The following is a 14,822-nucleotide window of genomic DNA, read 5'->3' as shown; positions in this document are numbered from 1 at the left end:
TCATGATGAGCGCCAACTACATCTCGACCCTGATGCTGTCTTCGTCGTTGAGGTCCTCGATCACGAACAATCAGGCCGCGCTGACCAAGGCTTCGAAGGAAGCCACCACCGGCCGCTTCGCCGATGTCGGCCTCGAGCTTGGTGCCACGACGGGAAGCGACGTCACCCTGCGGGCGGACCTGAGCTTCGCCGATCAACTCGTCGATACCAACGGGCTCGTCTCGGGGCGCCTGGACACGACGCAGAACCGGATCACCCAGCTCGGCACGACCGCAACCTCTTTCCTCAAGGACCTGATCGCGGCCCGCAGCACCGACGGCGGCGGGCGGATCATCCTGCCGCCTGCGTCCTCCAATCTCCAGGACCTGATCGGCGCGCTGAACGTCTCCTATAACGGCTCGTATCTGTTCTCCGGCATCAACACGCAGAACCAACCGGTCACGGCTTACACCGCGGGCTCGGCCAGCAAGAACCAGGTCGACGCCGATTTCCTTGCGACCTTCGGCTTCTCGCAATCCTCGGCCAGCGTGGGCACCATTACCCCGGCCCAAATGCAGACCTTCCTCGACACCACCTTCGATGCCGAGTTCGCGAGCCCGGCCTGGAACACCAATTGGTCAACGGCCACCGACCAGACCATGCAAAGCCGTATCTCCACGACCGAGATCGCCGACACGTCCGTTAGTGCCAACCAGATCGGCTTCCGCAGGCTCGCCGAGGCCTACACCATGATGGCGGATCTCGGGAACGCGAAGCTGAGCCAGGACACGTTCCAGGTCGTCGTGGACAAGGCCATCGGCCTCGTCGGTAACGCCATCAATGACCTCGCTACGCTCGGCGGCAGCATGGGCACAGTCCAGCAGCGGGTCACCGGCGCCACCGAAAAGCTCAAGGCGCAGCAGGACATTCTGAACAATCAGATCGTCGGTCTGGAGGCGGTCGACCCGACGGAGGCCTCGGTCCGGGTCAACACGCTGCAGACCCAGATCAAGACGGCGTTGGCGCTGACGTCGCAGCTCCAGCAGATCAGCCTCATCAACTATCTCTGAGTCTGGGTCTGCAACCTTTGTCTTGTTATTCGGTCTCCTGCGCAGAGTGGTTCTAATGACGTTTGAAGCCTATGAAGCGGTTGTCGACGATAGCGGCTATGAGGCGCGGGGCCGCGAGCGGCAGGCGCTCAGTCTCGGCATCGACCGGCTTGAGCGGGTCCAGGGCGGGCGCTTCAGTTTCGAGGATCTGGTCGAGAGCCTGCTCTACGTGCGGCGGCTGTGGACGATCTTCATCGAGGATCTCGCCCATCCGGAGAACGCACTCCCGGAAAAGCTGCGCGCCGACATCATCTCGATCGGCCTGTGGGTCGTCAAGGAAGCCGATCGGCTTCGCGAGGAGAAGTCGAACGACGTGATGCAGCTCATCGAAATCAACCGCCTGATCCGAGACGCCCTCTGATGAAAATATCCTTGCGGGCGGGCGAGCGGATCTACGTCAATGGCGCTGTGCTGCGCGTGGACCGCAAGGTCTCCGTCGAGCTCGTCAACGACGTGATGTTCCTGCTCGAAGGGCAGATCATGCAGGCTTCCGACGCCACTACGGCGATGCGGCAGCTCTATTTCATCGTCCAGCTCATGCTGATGAACCCGACGGATATCGGCGCCGCAGTCGCGCTCTACGAGGAGCATCATGCGGCCCTGCTCGCGGTTTGCGAGAGCCGCGAGATGCTCGACGGGCTCGCCGCGATCCACGAGCTGGTCCGTACGACCCGCTATTTCGAGGCGCTCAAGCGGATCCGGGCGCTGTTCCCGGTGGAGGACGCAATCCTGGCCGGCCTGGCCGGCGTCGCCACCGAGATCCCATTCCAGGCTGCCTGACAGCGGAGAGGCAACATGAACGTCAACAGCGCGACCGACAGCACCAGCAAGTCCAATGCGACCAGTTCCACGCAGAACACGGCGAGCAACACCGTAGACTACAATACCTTTCTTCAGCTCCTCGTCGCCGAGATGAAGAACCAGGATCCGACCAATCCGATGGATACCTCGCAATACATGAGCCAGTTCGCCCAGCTTTCGACGGTCGAGCAGGCCATGCAGACCAATTCGAAGCTGGATGCGCTGCTGTCGTCGCAGTCGCTGTCGCAGGCCAACGGGCTGATCGGAAAGACCGTCAGCTTCACCGACGCGACCGGCGCGAACTTCAGCGGCAAGGTCGTTTCGATCTCCATCAACAGCGACGGCTCCATCGCGACCCTCGAGAACGGCACGAAGGTCGCGGTCGGGCCCGGCCTTACGATCAGCCAGTCATGAACGAGCGGGACGCCCTCGACATCGTCCAGGCGGCGATCTGGACCATCATCGTCGCCTCCGGCCCCGCCGTCGGCGCCGCGATGCTTGTCGGCACCGCCATTGCGCTGATCCAGGCGCTGACCCAGATCCAGGAGGTGACGCTGACCTTCGTGCCGAAGATCATCGTCATCCTCCTGGTCGTTGCCGTTTCCGGCTCCTTCATCGGCGCCCATCTCTCCACCTTCACCGAGATGGTCTATTCGCGGATCGAGCACGGCTTCTGATCCGCGAGAGCCCGGCCACCACCCTCGCGTAAGCTTTGCACGGCAGATTGCGGGGCGGACCCTCTGCCGGTGACCCATGGCCGATACATTAGCTGCTAGCCTGCCGACCCCGCGACGATTTGGGGCCGACGCCTTTTTCGCGGGCGGTATCGTGGCCATGCTCACGATCCTGTTCCTGCCCATACCGCCGATCCTGATCGACCTCGGCCTCGCCTTCTCGATCGCGCTGTCCGCGCTGATCCTGATGGTCGCGCTGTGGATCCAGCGGCCGCTCGATTTCTCCGCCTTCCCGACCGTGCTGCTGATCGCGACGATCCTGCGGCTGGCGCTCAACGTCGCGACCACTCGTCTGATCCTGTCGCGGGGCGGGGAGGGCGAACAAGCCGCGGGTCACGTCGTTGCCGGCTTCTCGAAGTTCGTCATGGGCGGCGACTTCGTCATCGGCCTGATCATCTTCGCGATCCTGGTGACGGTGAATTTCGTCGTGATCACCAAGGGCGCAACGCGTATCGCCGAAGTCGGTGCCCGCTTCACCCTGGACGCCATCCCGGGCAAGCAGATGGCGATCGACGCCGACCTCTCCGCGGGCCTCATCGACGACAAGGAGGCCCAGCGCCGGCGCCGCGAGCTCGAAGAGGAGAGCGCGTTCTTCGGTGCAATGGACGGTGCTTCGAAATTCGTCCGCGGCGACGCAATCGCCGGCCTGATCATCACCGCGATCAACATCTTCGGCGGCATCATCATCGGCGTGACGCATCACGGGCTGACGCTGGCACGCGCCGCCGACGTCTACACGAAACTCTCCGTCGGCGACGGTCTGGTATCGCAAATGCCGGCTCTCATCGTGTCGCTATCGGCGGGCCTGCTGGTCTCGAAGGGCGGCACCAGGGGCTCGGCTGAGCAGGCCGTGCTGCGCCAGCTCAGCGGCTACCCGCGCGCGGTGTCGGCTGCCGCGTTGATGATGTTCGTGCTCGCCCTGATGCCGGGGCTGCCGATGGCACCCTTCTTCCTGCTCGGCGGCGTCATGGCCTTCGTCGGCTATTCGCTGCCGAGGCGGCAGGCGGCGCGGGAGCGGAAAGAGGAGGCGCGCAAGGCCGACGAGCGGGCCCACGCCGATGCCAAGGAATCCGTCAAGGAATCGCTCAAGACCGCAGAGATCGAGGTGTCGCTCGGCGGCCATCTGTCGGTCCATATGCTGGGCGCGCGCACCGAGCTTGGGCACCGGGTCAGCAAGCTCCGCAAGAAGTTTGCCAAGCAATACGGTTTCGTCATTCCGGAGATCAAGCTCAGCGACAATCTGTCGATCGATCCCAAGGGATACCAGTTCCGGATCCACGACACGCGTATCGCCCATGGCGAGCTGCGGCTCGGCGAGGTGCTGGTGCTCGTCGACAAGGACGGCAAGCCCGACGTGCCCGGCGAGGAGGTGATCGAACCCGCTTTCGGCATGAAGGCGCTGTGGGTGACGGAGGCGTTCACCGACGAGGTCAAGCGTCAGGGCTGCAAACCGGTCGACAACCTGTCGGTGCTGCTTACGCACTTGAGCGAAGTGCTCAGGGCAAATCTCGCGCAGCTGCTGTCCTACAAGGACATGCGCGGGCTGCTCGACCGTCTCGATCCCGAATACAAGCGCCTGGTCGAGGATCTCTGCCCGTCGCAGATCTCCTATTCGGGCCTGCTGGCGATCCTGAAGATCCTGCTGGCCGAGCGCGTGTCGATCCGCAATCTCCATTTGATCCTGGAGGCCATTGCCGAGATCGCACCCCATGTGCGGCGCTCCGAGCAGGTCGCGGAGCATGTGCGGACCCGGCTTGCCCAGCAGATCTGCGGCGACCTTTCCGACAACGGTGTGCTGAACGTCGTCCGCCTCGGCAACCGCTGGGACCTTGCGTTCCACCAGAGCCTGAAGCGCGACGCCAAGGGCGAAGTCTTCGAATTCGACGCCGATCCTCGCCTGATCGAGCAGTTCGCAACCGAAGCCAGCGCCGCGATCCGCAAATTCACCGAGAACGGCACCAGCGTGGTTCTGGCGGTCACCCCGGAAGCCCGCCCCTATGTCCGGATGATCTTGGAGCGGGTGTTCCCGACCTTGCCGGTCCTGTCGCATGTCGAGGTCGCGCGCAGTGCCGAGATCAGGGCGCTGGGAGCCATATCGTGATCAGCGGCCTGGCCGACAGCGTGCTGGTCACGTTCATCGTGTTCTGCCGCATCGGCGCCTGCCTGATGCTCGTGCCCGGCTATTCCAGCGTCAACGTTCCGGCCCAGGTCCGCCTGTTCGTCGCGCTCGTCACGACGTTTGCGCTGACGCCGATCCTGATCTCGGTCCTGAAACCTCTCACCGACAACGCCGCGCCGCTGACGCTTGCGCTCCTGATCTGCTCCGAGCTCGTGGTCGGCAGCATCATCGGGCTCGGCGGGCGGGTGTTCTTCCTCGCGCTGCAGACCATGGCGACCGTGATGGCGAGCGCGATCGGGCTGAGCAACATCCCGGGAACGCCGGTCGGCGACACCGATCCGGCGCCGGCCCTGGTGCCGCTGATCATGGCAGCCGTCACCACATTGTTCTTCATGACCGACCAGCACTGGCAGGTCCTGCGCGGGCTGATGAACTCCTACGACGTCTGGCAGCCAGGCAACAGGATCGGCGGTAGCATGGCGCTCGACCAGCTCGTCAGCCGCCTGTCCGAGGCGTTCGTGCTGACGCTGCGGATCACCAGCCCCTTCATCGTCTATTCGGTCATCGTCAATCTCGCGGTCGGCCTGATCAACAAGCTGACGCCGGCGATCCCGGTCTATTTCATCTCGGTGCCCTTCGTGCTGTTCGGCGGCTTCCTGCTGCTCTACCTCACCAGCGACGAGCTCTTGACGCAATTCATGCTCGGCGTCTCGTCGTGGCTGGCGGAGTGATGGTCATGACGTCGCGCGCGGACAAGCTCGGCCGGATGGTCTCGCTCGTGAAGCTTCAGCTCCGGCTGTCCGAATGGCAGCTCGCGCATCTGCGGCAGCAGGAGCGAAGCTTGCAGGATGAGCAGGAATGGCTGGTAGGAACCCTCAACGAGGGCAAGCCGCCGGCGGGGTCGTCGAGCGCATCGATCGCGCGGCGCCTCAACAGGACGAGCGCCGGTGCGCGCGCGGTCCAGGCGCAGGCGTCGCAGCAGCTCGACCAGGTCCGCGCGGAGACCCGCCGTGTGAAACAGCTCGAGCAGGTCGCGAAGGCCGCGCTCGCAGACAAGCTTCGCGACGCTGAGGCGCGCGCGCTCGAAGAGATGACGGGAATAAGCCCCGCCGTGCGCGACTGGACGCCACGGCCAGCCAGCCGGAACAAGACATGATCGTGACAGCGACGCCCGACCTCGTTCTCGATGTCCTCGATGCCGCCGACCCCGTGACGCAGCGGGCGGCGACCGCGAAGCTCGATGCGCTGAAATCGTCGGACGCCGATTTCGCCGCCACGATGGACGCGGAGGTCGGCAAGGCCAAGGCGGCGACTGCCGATCAATCCGCGGCGCAGGCTGTCGAAGCGCAGCAGTCGGGTGCGGTGAACGGGCCGCCGGTGCGGGTGATCAAGGCGCCCGCATCCGGTGAGGTGTACCGGAAGTTCGAGGCGTTCATTCTCCAGACCTTCGTCGAGACGATGCTGCCGAAGGAGTCGGAGGAAGTCTTCGGCAAGGGCACGGCCGGCGGCGTCTGGAAGTCGATGCTGGCGGAGCAGCTTGGTGCTCAGCTGGCAAAGGGCAAGGGCATTGGCATTGCCAAGCAACTCGCCGCTGCGCAACCGACGGGGCCCGGCGTTACGGAAAAGAGCGGATCATGATCCGGGAATGGGTGACAGAAGTTGAGGGGTGAATTTCCTATGCAAGCACAAGAAGGTGCGGCGGTCCTGGTGGTGGAGCAGCCGGTCGTGGACGCCGAGGCGATGACGCTGGAAGCGGCAGAAGGCGATGCGTTCTTGCCTGCGTTGCTGCCGACTCTCGGCAGTGACGTGGTGAATGACGGCACCGACGCGGCGAGATCGGACGAGGTGCGTGGCCTGCTGTCTGCGATCCGCCGGCTCGAGAACATCGTCGAAGAGGAGACGGTCGCGCTCTCGACGGGCAAGAAGATCGATTTCGACGACTTCAGTGCCCGGAAGAGCCGGAGCATGCTCGAATTCGTCCGCTTGATGCGGGCACGGATGCATCTCGGCAACGAGGTCGAGATCGCCGAGGAGATCCAGCGGTTGCGCGAGAAGCTCGAGCGAAACCGTTCCATCCTCGAAATGCATTACGATGCGGTGCGCGAGGTCGCGGCCATCATCGTCAAGGCGATCAAGGAAGCCGAGTCGGACGGCACCTATACCGGCCGCACAGCACAGGACGGAAAATGATCAGACTCGTGCTGGCCGGGCTCTGGGTATGCATCCTCACCGCGGGCACGAGCTATGCCGTGGCTTATTGGAAGGAAAACGGCAGCCTGCTGCCGGCGAAGGACGAATATCTCGACGGCCTTCAATACCAGAAGACGCGGGCGCTGAGCGTGCCAATGGTGGAGGGCGGCAGCGTGCAGGGCTACATCGTGGCGCGCTTCGTCTACACCGTTGAGGCGCGGATCATGCACCAGCTCAACGTCCCACCGGAGCCGTTCGTCGTCGACGAGGCCTTCCGCAGAATCTATGCCGACGACCGCCTCGATTTCAGGAAGCTCGCCCGTTACGACCTTTCCATCCTCACGACGGCCATCAAGCAGCGCGTCAACGAGCGGATGCAGGCCGACGTCGTCCAGGACGTCCTGGTCGAGGACTTCAACTACGTTTCGAAGGAAGAATTCCAGCAGAAGCCGTAGCTGTCGCGGCGCCGGCATCGCGAGGCCGCTGTTCCGCCATCCCTGCCGCTGAAAGTGCAACGGCCTCTGCGAAGGGTACTTCGCAGAGGCCGTTGTCGTCTTGGTGGCGGTGCCCTGCCGCGTCAGTTTCCGGCCGGGTACGCCGCCGGGGCGGCATGTGCCCTGTTCAGGAGGATGCCGACCTCGTCGAGTTCCTGCATCGGCACGTCGATGGTCTCGCCGGCAGGGATGTTGAGGCGGTATCCGACGTAGCGCCGGGCCACGATCGCGTCGAAGCCGAGGCGGTCGCGGAGTTTCTTGCGCAGCTTGCTGACGTGGCTCTCGATCACGCTCTCGTCGAAGGTCGACTCGAAGATGCCGTAGACCGCGTTGAAGATCTGCGTCTTGGTGATCCACTTTCCGTGGTTGCTGACCATATATTCGAGAATGCGCAGCTCGCGGCGGGGCAGGGTGAGAGCGTGGCCCGCGATCTCGGGGTCACGTCCGTTGAAGAAGACCTGGATCCTGGTCTCGCAGGGCCTCGGTAGCTCGCCCACCCGGCGGCGCGCGATTGCGGCCGTTCGGGCAAGGATCTCGCGCAGGTGAATCGGCACGTGGACCACGTCGTCGACGCCCGATTCGAACAGCTCAAGCGTGTTCTTGAGCATTTTCTGGCCGCTCATGGCGATGATGGGCGCCGAGGAGCGCTTGCGCATCGCACGCGGCAGGCTTCCGCGGGCATCGCAGTCCCCGAGGAGAAAGGCGTCGACCGCCGCCAGATCCGGTTCACTCGCAGATTGCAGCCAGTCCCAGAATTCTCCGGAGGAGAAGCCGATCGACGATACACCTTCGCGAACGAGCCCTCCAACGTAGCTGTTCGTGACGCTCTCGCGATCATCAACGATAATATACATTAGTCTTTCGCCCCTGTTTCGCACTTGTTGCGGCCGGATGGTTGTTGTGATGCCCGGCTCGGCAACCATGCTGTTTGACGATATTTCCATCCCGCGAACCGTTGTTATGGTTTCGATATTCGCGGGCAGCCCTACGCATTCAGTGCCTGCGTGTGCAGGCCTGCTACTTCGACTCAATACTGAACGCTTACTGCGTGAGGCCCGGCGGGTGTCTTACGGATCACCTCGCGGAGCGGATTGAGACAGACCTAGAACAGTTGCGCCAACTTGCCGATTGCGTCCGAACGCACCTGAACCGTGTCGATCTCCTCGCCAACTGGCGAGAATCACTTGAGTAGGACCGTAACAATTGCCGATTTCCGATCAAGCGCGCGCAACAAAGCGGTTGCTATGCGTGTTTGATGCTGTTGATTCGTTTCCGGTTGTTTCTTTGTATGTTCGATCGCATCAGTTGATTTGATAACCGAACTAGTTTTGCACCGTAGCGTTTCTAAAGTTCCGCATCCCCGCGTAATCACAGCTATTTTGTGCGGTGCTGCGGGTCATGCGCCCAATGGGGTTTTCAACCCGGGATTGACTCTCCTGCCGGTGTTTCCCCATGCGACAATTCGACTCATGTATGGCGCGGCGACTCCAGCTTGGCGAAATCTTGGCGAGTGTGTGTCTTTCGAGTCGCACTCTCGCCACGTCCATGACGCTTTTGACTCATGCGACGTCGCATCGGGCGCGATGAAAAGTTTTCGCTGCGCACGTTTCAGGCAAGCTTCGGCAAATAACTTCACCGTTCGATAGATCGAACCGAACGGAGCATTTTCACATGTTGTCCGATGGACAAGCTCGTCCCAACGCGACCGCTGATGTTTCCGCGGCGGCGAAGCCGGCTCCGGATGCGCGCGATACAAACACGGCACAGACGGCCAAGCCCGCTGCAAGCGCAAGGCGTGTGTCGGCTGCGGCGAACGACGAGACTCTGGCGAAAGAGGCGCTCGAGGGGCTGAAGCGTATTCGCGCCAAGGCGCGCCTCGACAAGATGGCGATACCGAAGCCTGCGCCGACCGTGATCAAGCCGGCCGTGATCGTGGCCAAGCCACCGCCGCCGCGTCCGACATGGGTCGCGCCGCTCGCAACATTGGCGGTGGCTGCGATCCTGGTGGTCTGCGCCTGCACCGGCGTGATCGCCTATCTCACCACGCAGCCGGCCCAAAGCAACGTTGCCGCCAATACGGAGATCAGGAATCTGCGCGAGACTGTCACGCTGCTGCGCAAGCAGGTGTCGGGCGTGTCCGAAAATCTCGACGGCCTGCGTACTGCGGTCGATCAGTCGAGCAAGGCGACCAACGATCGCTTCGGCAGGTTCGCCGAGAATCTGGACCGTATCGAGCGGGTGAGCTCGTCCTCGACGGTGAAGCTGGACAAGCTCGCCCAGGCTCAGGCCCAGGCGCCGGCACCGGCGGCCGTTGCCTCGCAGCCGCCCTCGCAGGCGATGCCGATGATGGCCTCGGTTGCCGCGCCCGAGATCACGGGTTCGGTTCCTCCGTCGGCGCCGCGCAAGGTGGTCAAGGGCTGGTCGGTCCGCCAGGCCTATGAGGGGATTGCGATCCTGCAAGGTCCGAACGGCGTCATCGAGGCCGTGCTTGGCCAGCAGGTACCCGGGCTTGGCCGCATCGAAGAGATCAAGAACGAGAACGGTCGTCTGGTCGTGGAGTCCAGCGGCGGCGTCATCTACTCGTCACGCAAGGCGACGCCGTGATCGAGGGCCGCCTCCTATTGGCGATGATGCTCGAAGCTGGTGCATAACAGATCGATCTCCGCCTCCGCGATCGGCGCGCGAAACAGGCGGCAGCTGAACTCGGCGGCGCCGGGCTTGCCGTCCGTGGCGGTGCGATCCTCGCGCAGGAAGATGCATCGCTTGCAGACGTCGGTATGGTGCCGCTGCTCGGCCGCGTCAGCCTGATCGAGCACGTGCCGGAGCGTGTCGCGAAAGCGGATCTTGGCCTCGTCGTCGAGGACGGCGATCGGCTCGAGGAGAACGCTGATGGGGTCGCGCACCAGGAACTTCTTGCCCTGCTGCGTCACGCTCAGCGTCACCGATCGCTTGTCCGTTGCGGAGCGCTTTCGCTCCAGATATCCGAGCCGCTCGAGTTCGCCGATGATGAAAGAGGCGGTGCCGCGTGTGGTGCCGACGTAGCTCGCAAGCGCCGAGGGCGTCCGCGAGAAACGGTTGGCGCGCGAGAGAAAGCGCAGGGCCATCCATTCGCGGTCGCGTAAGCCATGCTTGGTGCCTTCGAACCACAGGATGCGGGCCATCTGTCCCAACAATTCAATCGCTTCGCGAGCTAAAATCATTTCAGTTCCGGGTCGGACAAGCTTTATTCAATTGAGCCTTTGGTAGCGCAATCTGGGTGGACGAGAATGAAGTTCTCGGGCGATTCCTCGTCCGTTGCCGGATGGAGGGACCGCGCTCGGGAAGTTGCATCCGTTGTGCAGATGGAACTTCCGGCCGTGGAACTAGAGCGTCACACAGAAAGTTCGAGTAAATCGCACGGCTCAACTCTTCTGAAAATTTCAGTCAAATCACGACAGCTTGCACGTGAATTGACGGTGATGTGCGACGCCTGAGCAACATGATGTGTCATAGTCGCCACTGCGGAGCCCATTTGTTGCGGCCTGGAGTTGCGAATACGCAAAAGGGCGCATCACGGGCAACGCCTGGCGATGTGGCTGGCCGGGAGAGAACCCTCTCTTTCGGTTAATGGATGTTGCGACGCAATGCAGCCAGACGGTTAAGTCCGGCAAACGGGCGAATCCAGGGAAGTCAAAGTGTCGTCGGGAATTGAACAAGCGGCGCCGTTCAACGTCAAACGAGCAGCATTCGCAGCCACCATCGGCAACATGCTCGAATTCTACGACTTCATCACCTACAGCTTCTTCGCCATCCAGATCGGCCATACCTTCTTCCCGACCGGAAGCGAGTACGGCAGCCTGATGCTGTCGCTGGCGACGTTCGGGGCCGGCTTCGTGACGCGGCCGATCGGCGGGATCGTGCTCGGCATCTATTCCGACCGGATCGGCCGGCGGCCCGCCATGCTGCTGAGCTTTGCGTTGATGGGAGCTGCGATCCTGACCATCGCGCTCACGCCGTCCTATCGCATGATCGGCGTTGCCGCGCCCATCATCGTGATTGCGGCGCGCATGGCGCAGGGCTTCGCCTCGGCGGCGAGGTCGGACCGACGACCGCCTATCTCCTCGAGATTGCCCCGCCCGAGCATCGGGCGCTGGTCGTGGCATGGCAGCCGGCGAGCCAGGAGATCGCGGCGACCGCCGGCGCGCTGGTCGGCGTCATCCTGAGCGCGACCATGGCGCCGGAGATGCTGGACTCCTACGGCTGGCGGGTGGCGTTTCTGATTGGGGCGGTCTGCCTGCCGTTCGGGCTCTGGATGCGGCGGACACTGCCCGAGACGATTCCGCATGCCGATGCCGGTGTCGCAGCGAAAGAGCGCACGGGTCACCTCTCGCAAGCCCGGCGTCACCTCGGCATCATCGCGCTGGCCTTGATGATCCTGGCCAGCGGCACGATCTCGACCTATGTCACGCAATACATGACGACCTATGCGCAGAATACCCTGCACGTGTCGTCGACACTGGCTTTCGCCGTGTCGCTCGTCAGCAACGGCATTCAGTTCGTCGGTGCACTGGTCGGCGGATGGCTCGCCGATCGTCTCGGCCGCAAGCCGATCATGATCTGGCCGCAGCTCGCAACCCTCCTGCTCACCTATCCGACCTTCCTGTGGATCGTCCATGCACCGGGCGCGCTGTCACTCCTGATCGGCTTCGGCTTGCTATCGATCATCGGCTCGCTGCCGTTCACCGCGTTCTATGCGACCTTCACCGAAGCGCTGCCCCAGAACATCCGCGGAGGCGTGTTCGCGACCGTCTACGCGGTGGCGATCGCGAGCTTCGGAGGTACGGCGCAGCTCGTGGTCACCTGGCTCCTCCACGTCACCGGCAATCCGCTGGCACCGGCCTGGTACCTCCTGCTTGCGGCGATCGTCGGACTTGTCGCAATGAGCCTGATGCCCGAAACGGCGCCGGTGAAAAAACGTCAGGGCCTGGCCTGAACGGGGACATGCTCGCAGGCTGGTGATTTGCGTTTCGCCGGCAATTATCGGCGAATGCGCCGCCTGAGGAATCAGGGCCAAGCATCAGGAAGGATCGACCGATGAGCTTCGAAACCACCATGACGTCCGACGTCGTCGGGCTGACGAAAGTCGCGCCGGTCTCGCGCCGCGGATTCATGAGCGCTACCGCGGCCGTCGCTGCCGGCTACACGCTTGCGGCCGGTCCGGTCCGTGCCGAAATCATCACGACAGATACCGGCGGCCTCCAGGCCGGCGACGCCAGGATCAAGGTCGGGTCCGAAGAGATGCCCGCCTATTTCGCGCGCCCGGCCGGCAACACCAAGGCGCCGGTCATCATCGTGGCGATGGAGATTTTCGGCCTGCACGAATACATCAAGGATGTGACACGGCGCCTCGCCAAGCTCGGCGCACTCGCGGTCGCGCCCGACTATTACTTCCGCAAGGGTGTCGATCTCACCAAGGTCACCGACATCAAGGATCTGCTGCCGGTCGTCAATGCCAAGCCGGACGCCGAACTGCTGTCCGATCTCGATGCGACGGTGGCGTGGGCGGGATCGCAAGGCGGCGACACCACGAAGCTCGGCATCATCGGCTTCTGCCGGGGTGGCCGCAATGTCTGGGAATACGCCGCCCACAGTGGCACCCTCAAGGCTGGTGTCGCGTTCTACGGTGCGCCGGTCGATCCCGCCAATCCGGTGTGGCCGAAGAGCCCGCTTCAGCTCGCCCCCGAGATGAAGGCGCCGGTGCTCGGCCTCTATGGCGGCGCCGATACCGGCATTCCCGTGGCCCAGGTCGAGCAGTTCAAGGCGGTGCTCGAGCAGGACAAGAAGATCGCCGAATTCAAGATCTATCCGCAGGCGCCGCACGGCTTCCATGCCGACTATCGCGGCAGCTATCGCAAGGATGCGGCGGAAGACGCCTGGAAACAGGCCCAGGCCTGGTTCAAGAAGTACGGCGTGTTGAGCTGACGCCAGATTCGCAAAGGGCGGCCTGAGCGGCCGCCCTTTCTATTCCAGCGCGCCGGTCTTACTTCACCATCGCGCCATAGACGATGTCCTGCACCTGCTCGCGATAGTATTTCCTGAGCTCGCCCGGCGCCGCCGTTCCCACCACCACGACGAGACGCTCCTTGGGATCGCAGAAGAACTGCGTCCCGTAGGCGCCATTCCAGCTGAACTCGCCGGGATTGCCGGGAACCGACGACAGCCCCTCGCTGGTCCGGACCGCGACAGCGAGACCAAAGCCGAAGCCGGCGCGATGCGGCTCGATGTTCGCCACATTGTTCTTGATCTCGGGACCGAGGTGGTTGGTCGTCATGTGATGCACGGTCTTCGGGGAAAGAATGCGCTGGCCGTCGAGCTCGCCGCCGTTGAGCAGCATCTGGCCGAAGCGGATGTAATCGCCCATCGTCGCGAACGAGCAGGCACCGCCGCAGTCGAACCTGGTCGGGGTGTCCAGCAGCTTGATGGCTTGCGGCTTGCCGGTCAGCGGATCGTTGGCGAACGGGCGGGCGAGGCGAGGGCGCTGCGCGTCGGTCGGGTGGAAGGTCGCGTCCTTCATGCCGAGCGGCTGCCACACATTGGCGGCGAGATAGTCGCCGAGCCTCTGCTCGCTGACCTTCTCGACGACGGCACCGAGCACGTCGATCGAGAAGCCGTACTCGAACTCGGTCGAGGGCTGATGCGCCAACGGCAGTTTTGTGATGCGGTTGATGAAGGCCTCAGTGTCGCCTTCCACCGCCGGGGCGACACCATCGGGGTATTGCCGCGCCACCGGGCTCGATGAGTCGGGGCGGCCGCCATACATCAATCCGGACGTATGCCGGTAGAGATCGTGGATGAAGATCGCGGACGCCTGCGGTTCGAGCGTGAGCGAGCCGTTGGCCTCGGTCGCGCCGACCTTCATGTTGGCAAAGCCGGGATAGTAGTCGGACAGCTTGGCCTGGAGCGGCAGCCGTCCCTGCTCCATCAGCGTCAGGCCCGCGACCGCCGCCATCGGCTTGGTCATCGAGGCCAGCGCGAAGATCGCATCGACCGGCATCGGCGTGCCCTTGTCGGGATCGAGCATGCCGTAAGCCTTGTAGTGCACGAGCTTGCCGTCCCGTGCCACCGCGACGACGGCACCGGGGACGCGCTTGGCGGCGATCTCGCGGGCGAAGAAGCTGTCGAGCCGCGCGAGACCCTGCTTCGAAAAACCGGCGTCATCAGGCTTGGCTTCGGGCAGTGGTGCGGCGCGCGCCGCACCGAACGTGATGACGGCAGCCGCCGCCGCGATCATGGCGATCGTCTTGTTCATTGCATCCTCCCAAGGCGAGCTCGTTCTGCGGTGGCTCGCCGAGCGGCTAGATCACGGCCGCGCGTGAGCGAAGTCAACCGCGGGCCGGGCATGTCTGGGACGCGTCGG

Annotated in this window: 16 protein-coding genes and 1 pseudogene; 14 read left to right on the top strand and 3 right to left on the bottom strand. The window is 63.6% G+C overall.

Translation table 11 applies throughout. The features are described 5' to 3' along the window. Positions 1-2 precede the first annotated feature (2 nt). The 11 genes from AB7008_RS39845 to AB7008_RS39795 all read left to right on the top strand — a co-directional run bounded on the left by AB7008_RS39845 (position 3) and on the right by AB7008_RS39795 (position 7,387). Positions 3-1,049: a flagellar hook-associated family protein gene (locus AB7008_RS39845; RefSeq protein WP_248879726.1), complete on the top strand. Its 1,047-nt coding sequence runs from the start codon at positions 3-5 to the stop codon at positions 1,047-1,049. 55 nt (positions 1,050-1,104) lie between these two features. After that, the gene (flaF, locus tag AB7008_RS39840; RefSeq protein ID WP_028147157.1) at positions 1,105-1,449 is read left to right on the top strand and encodes a flagellar biosynthesis regulator FlaF; all 345 of its coding nucleotides are present in this window, start codon (positions 1,105-1,107) and stop codon (positions 1,447-1,449) included. Beyond that, on the top strand, positions 1,449-1,868 hold the full coding sequence (gene flbT, locus AB7008_RS39835; protein WP_028160756.1) for a flagellar biosynthesis repressor FlbT: 420 nt from the start codon (positions 1,449-1,451) through the stop codon (positions 1,866-1,868). The genes flaF and flbT overlap by 1 nt, the downstream gene beginning before the upstream one ends. 15 nt (positions 1,869-1,883) lie before the next feature. Continuing rightward, a complete protein-coding gene (gene flgD, locus AB7008_RS39830) occupies positions 1,884-2,303 on the top strand; it encodes a flagellar hook assembly protein FlgD (RefSeq protein WP_304491255.1) in 420 nt (139 codons plus the stop codon). Continuing rightward, the gene (gene fliQ / locus AB7008_RS39825) at positions 2,300-2,566 is read left to right on the top strand and encodes a flagellar biosynthesis protein FliQ (RefSeq protein ID WP_028160754.1); all 267 of its coding nucleotides are present in this window, start codon (positions 2,300-2,302) and stop codon (positions 2,564-2,566) included. Before flgD ends, fliQ begins: the two co-directional genes overlap by 4 nt. Before the next feature lie 76 nt (positions 2,567-2,642). Continuing rightward, positions 2,643-4,724: a flagellar biosynthesis protein FlhA gene (gene flhA / locus AB7008_RS39820; protein WP_028160753.1), complete on the top strand. Its 2,082-nt coding sequence runs from the start codon at positions 2,643-2,645 to the stop codon at positions 4,722-4,724. Next, positions 4,721-5,473, top strand: coding sequence for a flagellar biosynthesis protein FliR (fliR, locus tag AB7008_RS39815; protein ID WP_028160752.1), 753 nt, complete (start codon positions 4,721-4,723; stop codon positions 5,471-5,473). The genes flhA and fliR overlap by 4 nt, the downstream gene beginning before the upstream one ends. A 5-nt stretch (positions 5,474-5,478) precedes the next feature. Further along, positions 5,479-5,898 (top strand): hypothetical protein, encoded by a 420-nt coding sequence (locus tag AB7008_RS39810; RefSeq protein ID WP_041953511.1) that lies wholly within the window; start codon positions 5,479-5,481, stop codon positions 5,896-5,898. Further along, complete coding sequence (locus tag AB7008_RS39805) at positions 5,895-6,380, top strand: rod-binding protein (RefSeq protein ID WP_248879724.1); 486 nt, start codon at positions 5,895-5,897, stop codon at positions 6,378-6,380. The genes AB7008_RS39810 and AB7008_RS39805 overlap by 4 nt, the downstream gene beginning before the upstream one ends. A gap of 39 nt (positions 6,381-6,419) precedes the next feature. Continuing rightward, entirely contained in the window at positions 6,420-6,932 is a 513-nt protein-coding gene (locus tag AB7008_RS39800; RefSeq protein WP_441260574.1) for a flagellar biosynthesis protein FlgN, read from the top strand. Further along, positions 6,929-7,387, top strand: coding sequence for a hypothetical protein (locus AB7008_RS39795; RefSeq protein ID WP_014492689.1), 459 nt, complete (start codon positions 6,929-6,931; stop codon positions 7,385-7,387). The genes AB7008_RS39800 and AB7008_RS39795 overlap by 4 nt, the downstream gene beginning before the upstream one ends. Positions 7,388-7,509: 122 nt before the next feature. Here the strand turns inward: AB7008_RS39795 and AB7008_RS39790 are convergent, their stop codons facing one another. Beyond that, positions 7,510-8,280, bottom strand: a complete 771-nt coding sequence (locus AB7008_RS39790; RefSeq protein ID WP_028147148.1) for a response regulator transcription factor — start codon at positions 8,278-8,280, stop codon at positions 7,510-7,512. 817 nt (positions 8,281-9,097) lie between these two features. Between AB7008_RS39790 and AB7008_RS39785 the strand changes: the two genes are divergently transcribed. Then, on the top strand, positions 9,098-10,030 hold the full coding sequence (locus tag AB7008_RS39785) for a hypothetical protein (protein WP_441260573.1): 933 nt from the start codon (positions 9,098-9,100) through the stop codon (positions 10,028-10,030). Positions 10,031-10,044: 14 nt separating this feature from the next. Here AB7008_RS39785 and AB7008_RS39780 read toward each other — a convergent pair whose 3' ends face one another. Beyond that, on the bottom strand, positions 10,045-10,626 hold the full coding sequence (locus AB7008_RS39780; RefSeq protein WP_028147146.1) for a MarR family winged helix-turn-helix transcriptional regulator: 582 nt from the start codon (positions 10,624-10,626) through the stop codon (positions 10,045-10,047). Between the two features lie 546 nt (positions 10,627-11,172). Here AB7008_RS39780 and AB7008_RS39775 point away from each other — a divergent pair. Then, a pseudogene (locus tag AB7008_RS39775) lies at positions 11,173-12,398 on the top strand (MFS transporter). 101 nt (positions 12,399-12,499) lie between these two features. Continuing rightward, entirely contained in the window at positions 12,500-13,387 is an 888-nt protein-coding gene (locus tag AB7008_RS39770; RefSeq protein ID WP_441260572.1) for a dienelactone hydrolase family protein, read from the top strand. Between the two features lie 58 nt (positions 13,388-13,445). On the opposite strand, the gene AB7008_RS39765 is transcribed toward AB7008_RS39770, so the two are convergent. Continuing rightward, complete coding sequence (locus AB7008_RS39765; protein ID WP_248879717.1) at positions 13,446-14,714, bottom strand: serine hydrolase domain-containing protein; 1,269 nt, start codon at positions 14,712-14,714, stop codon at positions 13,446-13,448. Between the last annotated feature and the right edge of the window lie 108 nt (positions 14,715-14,822).

Source organism: Bradyrhizobium sp. 521_C7_N1_3 (assembly GCF_052075975.1).
Taxonomy (GTDB): Bacteria; Pseudomonadota; Alphaproteobacteria; order Rhizobiales; family Xanthobacteraceae; genus Bradyrhizobium; species Bradyrhizobium japonicum.
This window is presented reverse-complemented; position numbering and strand designations above follow the sequence as displayed.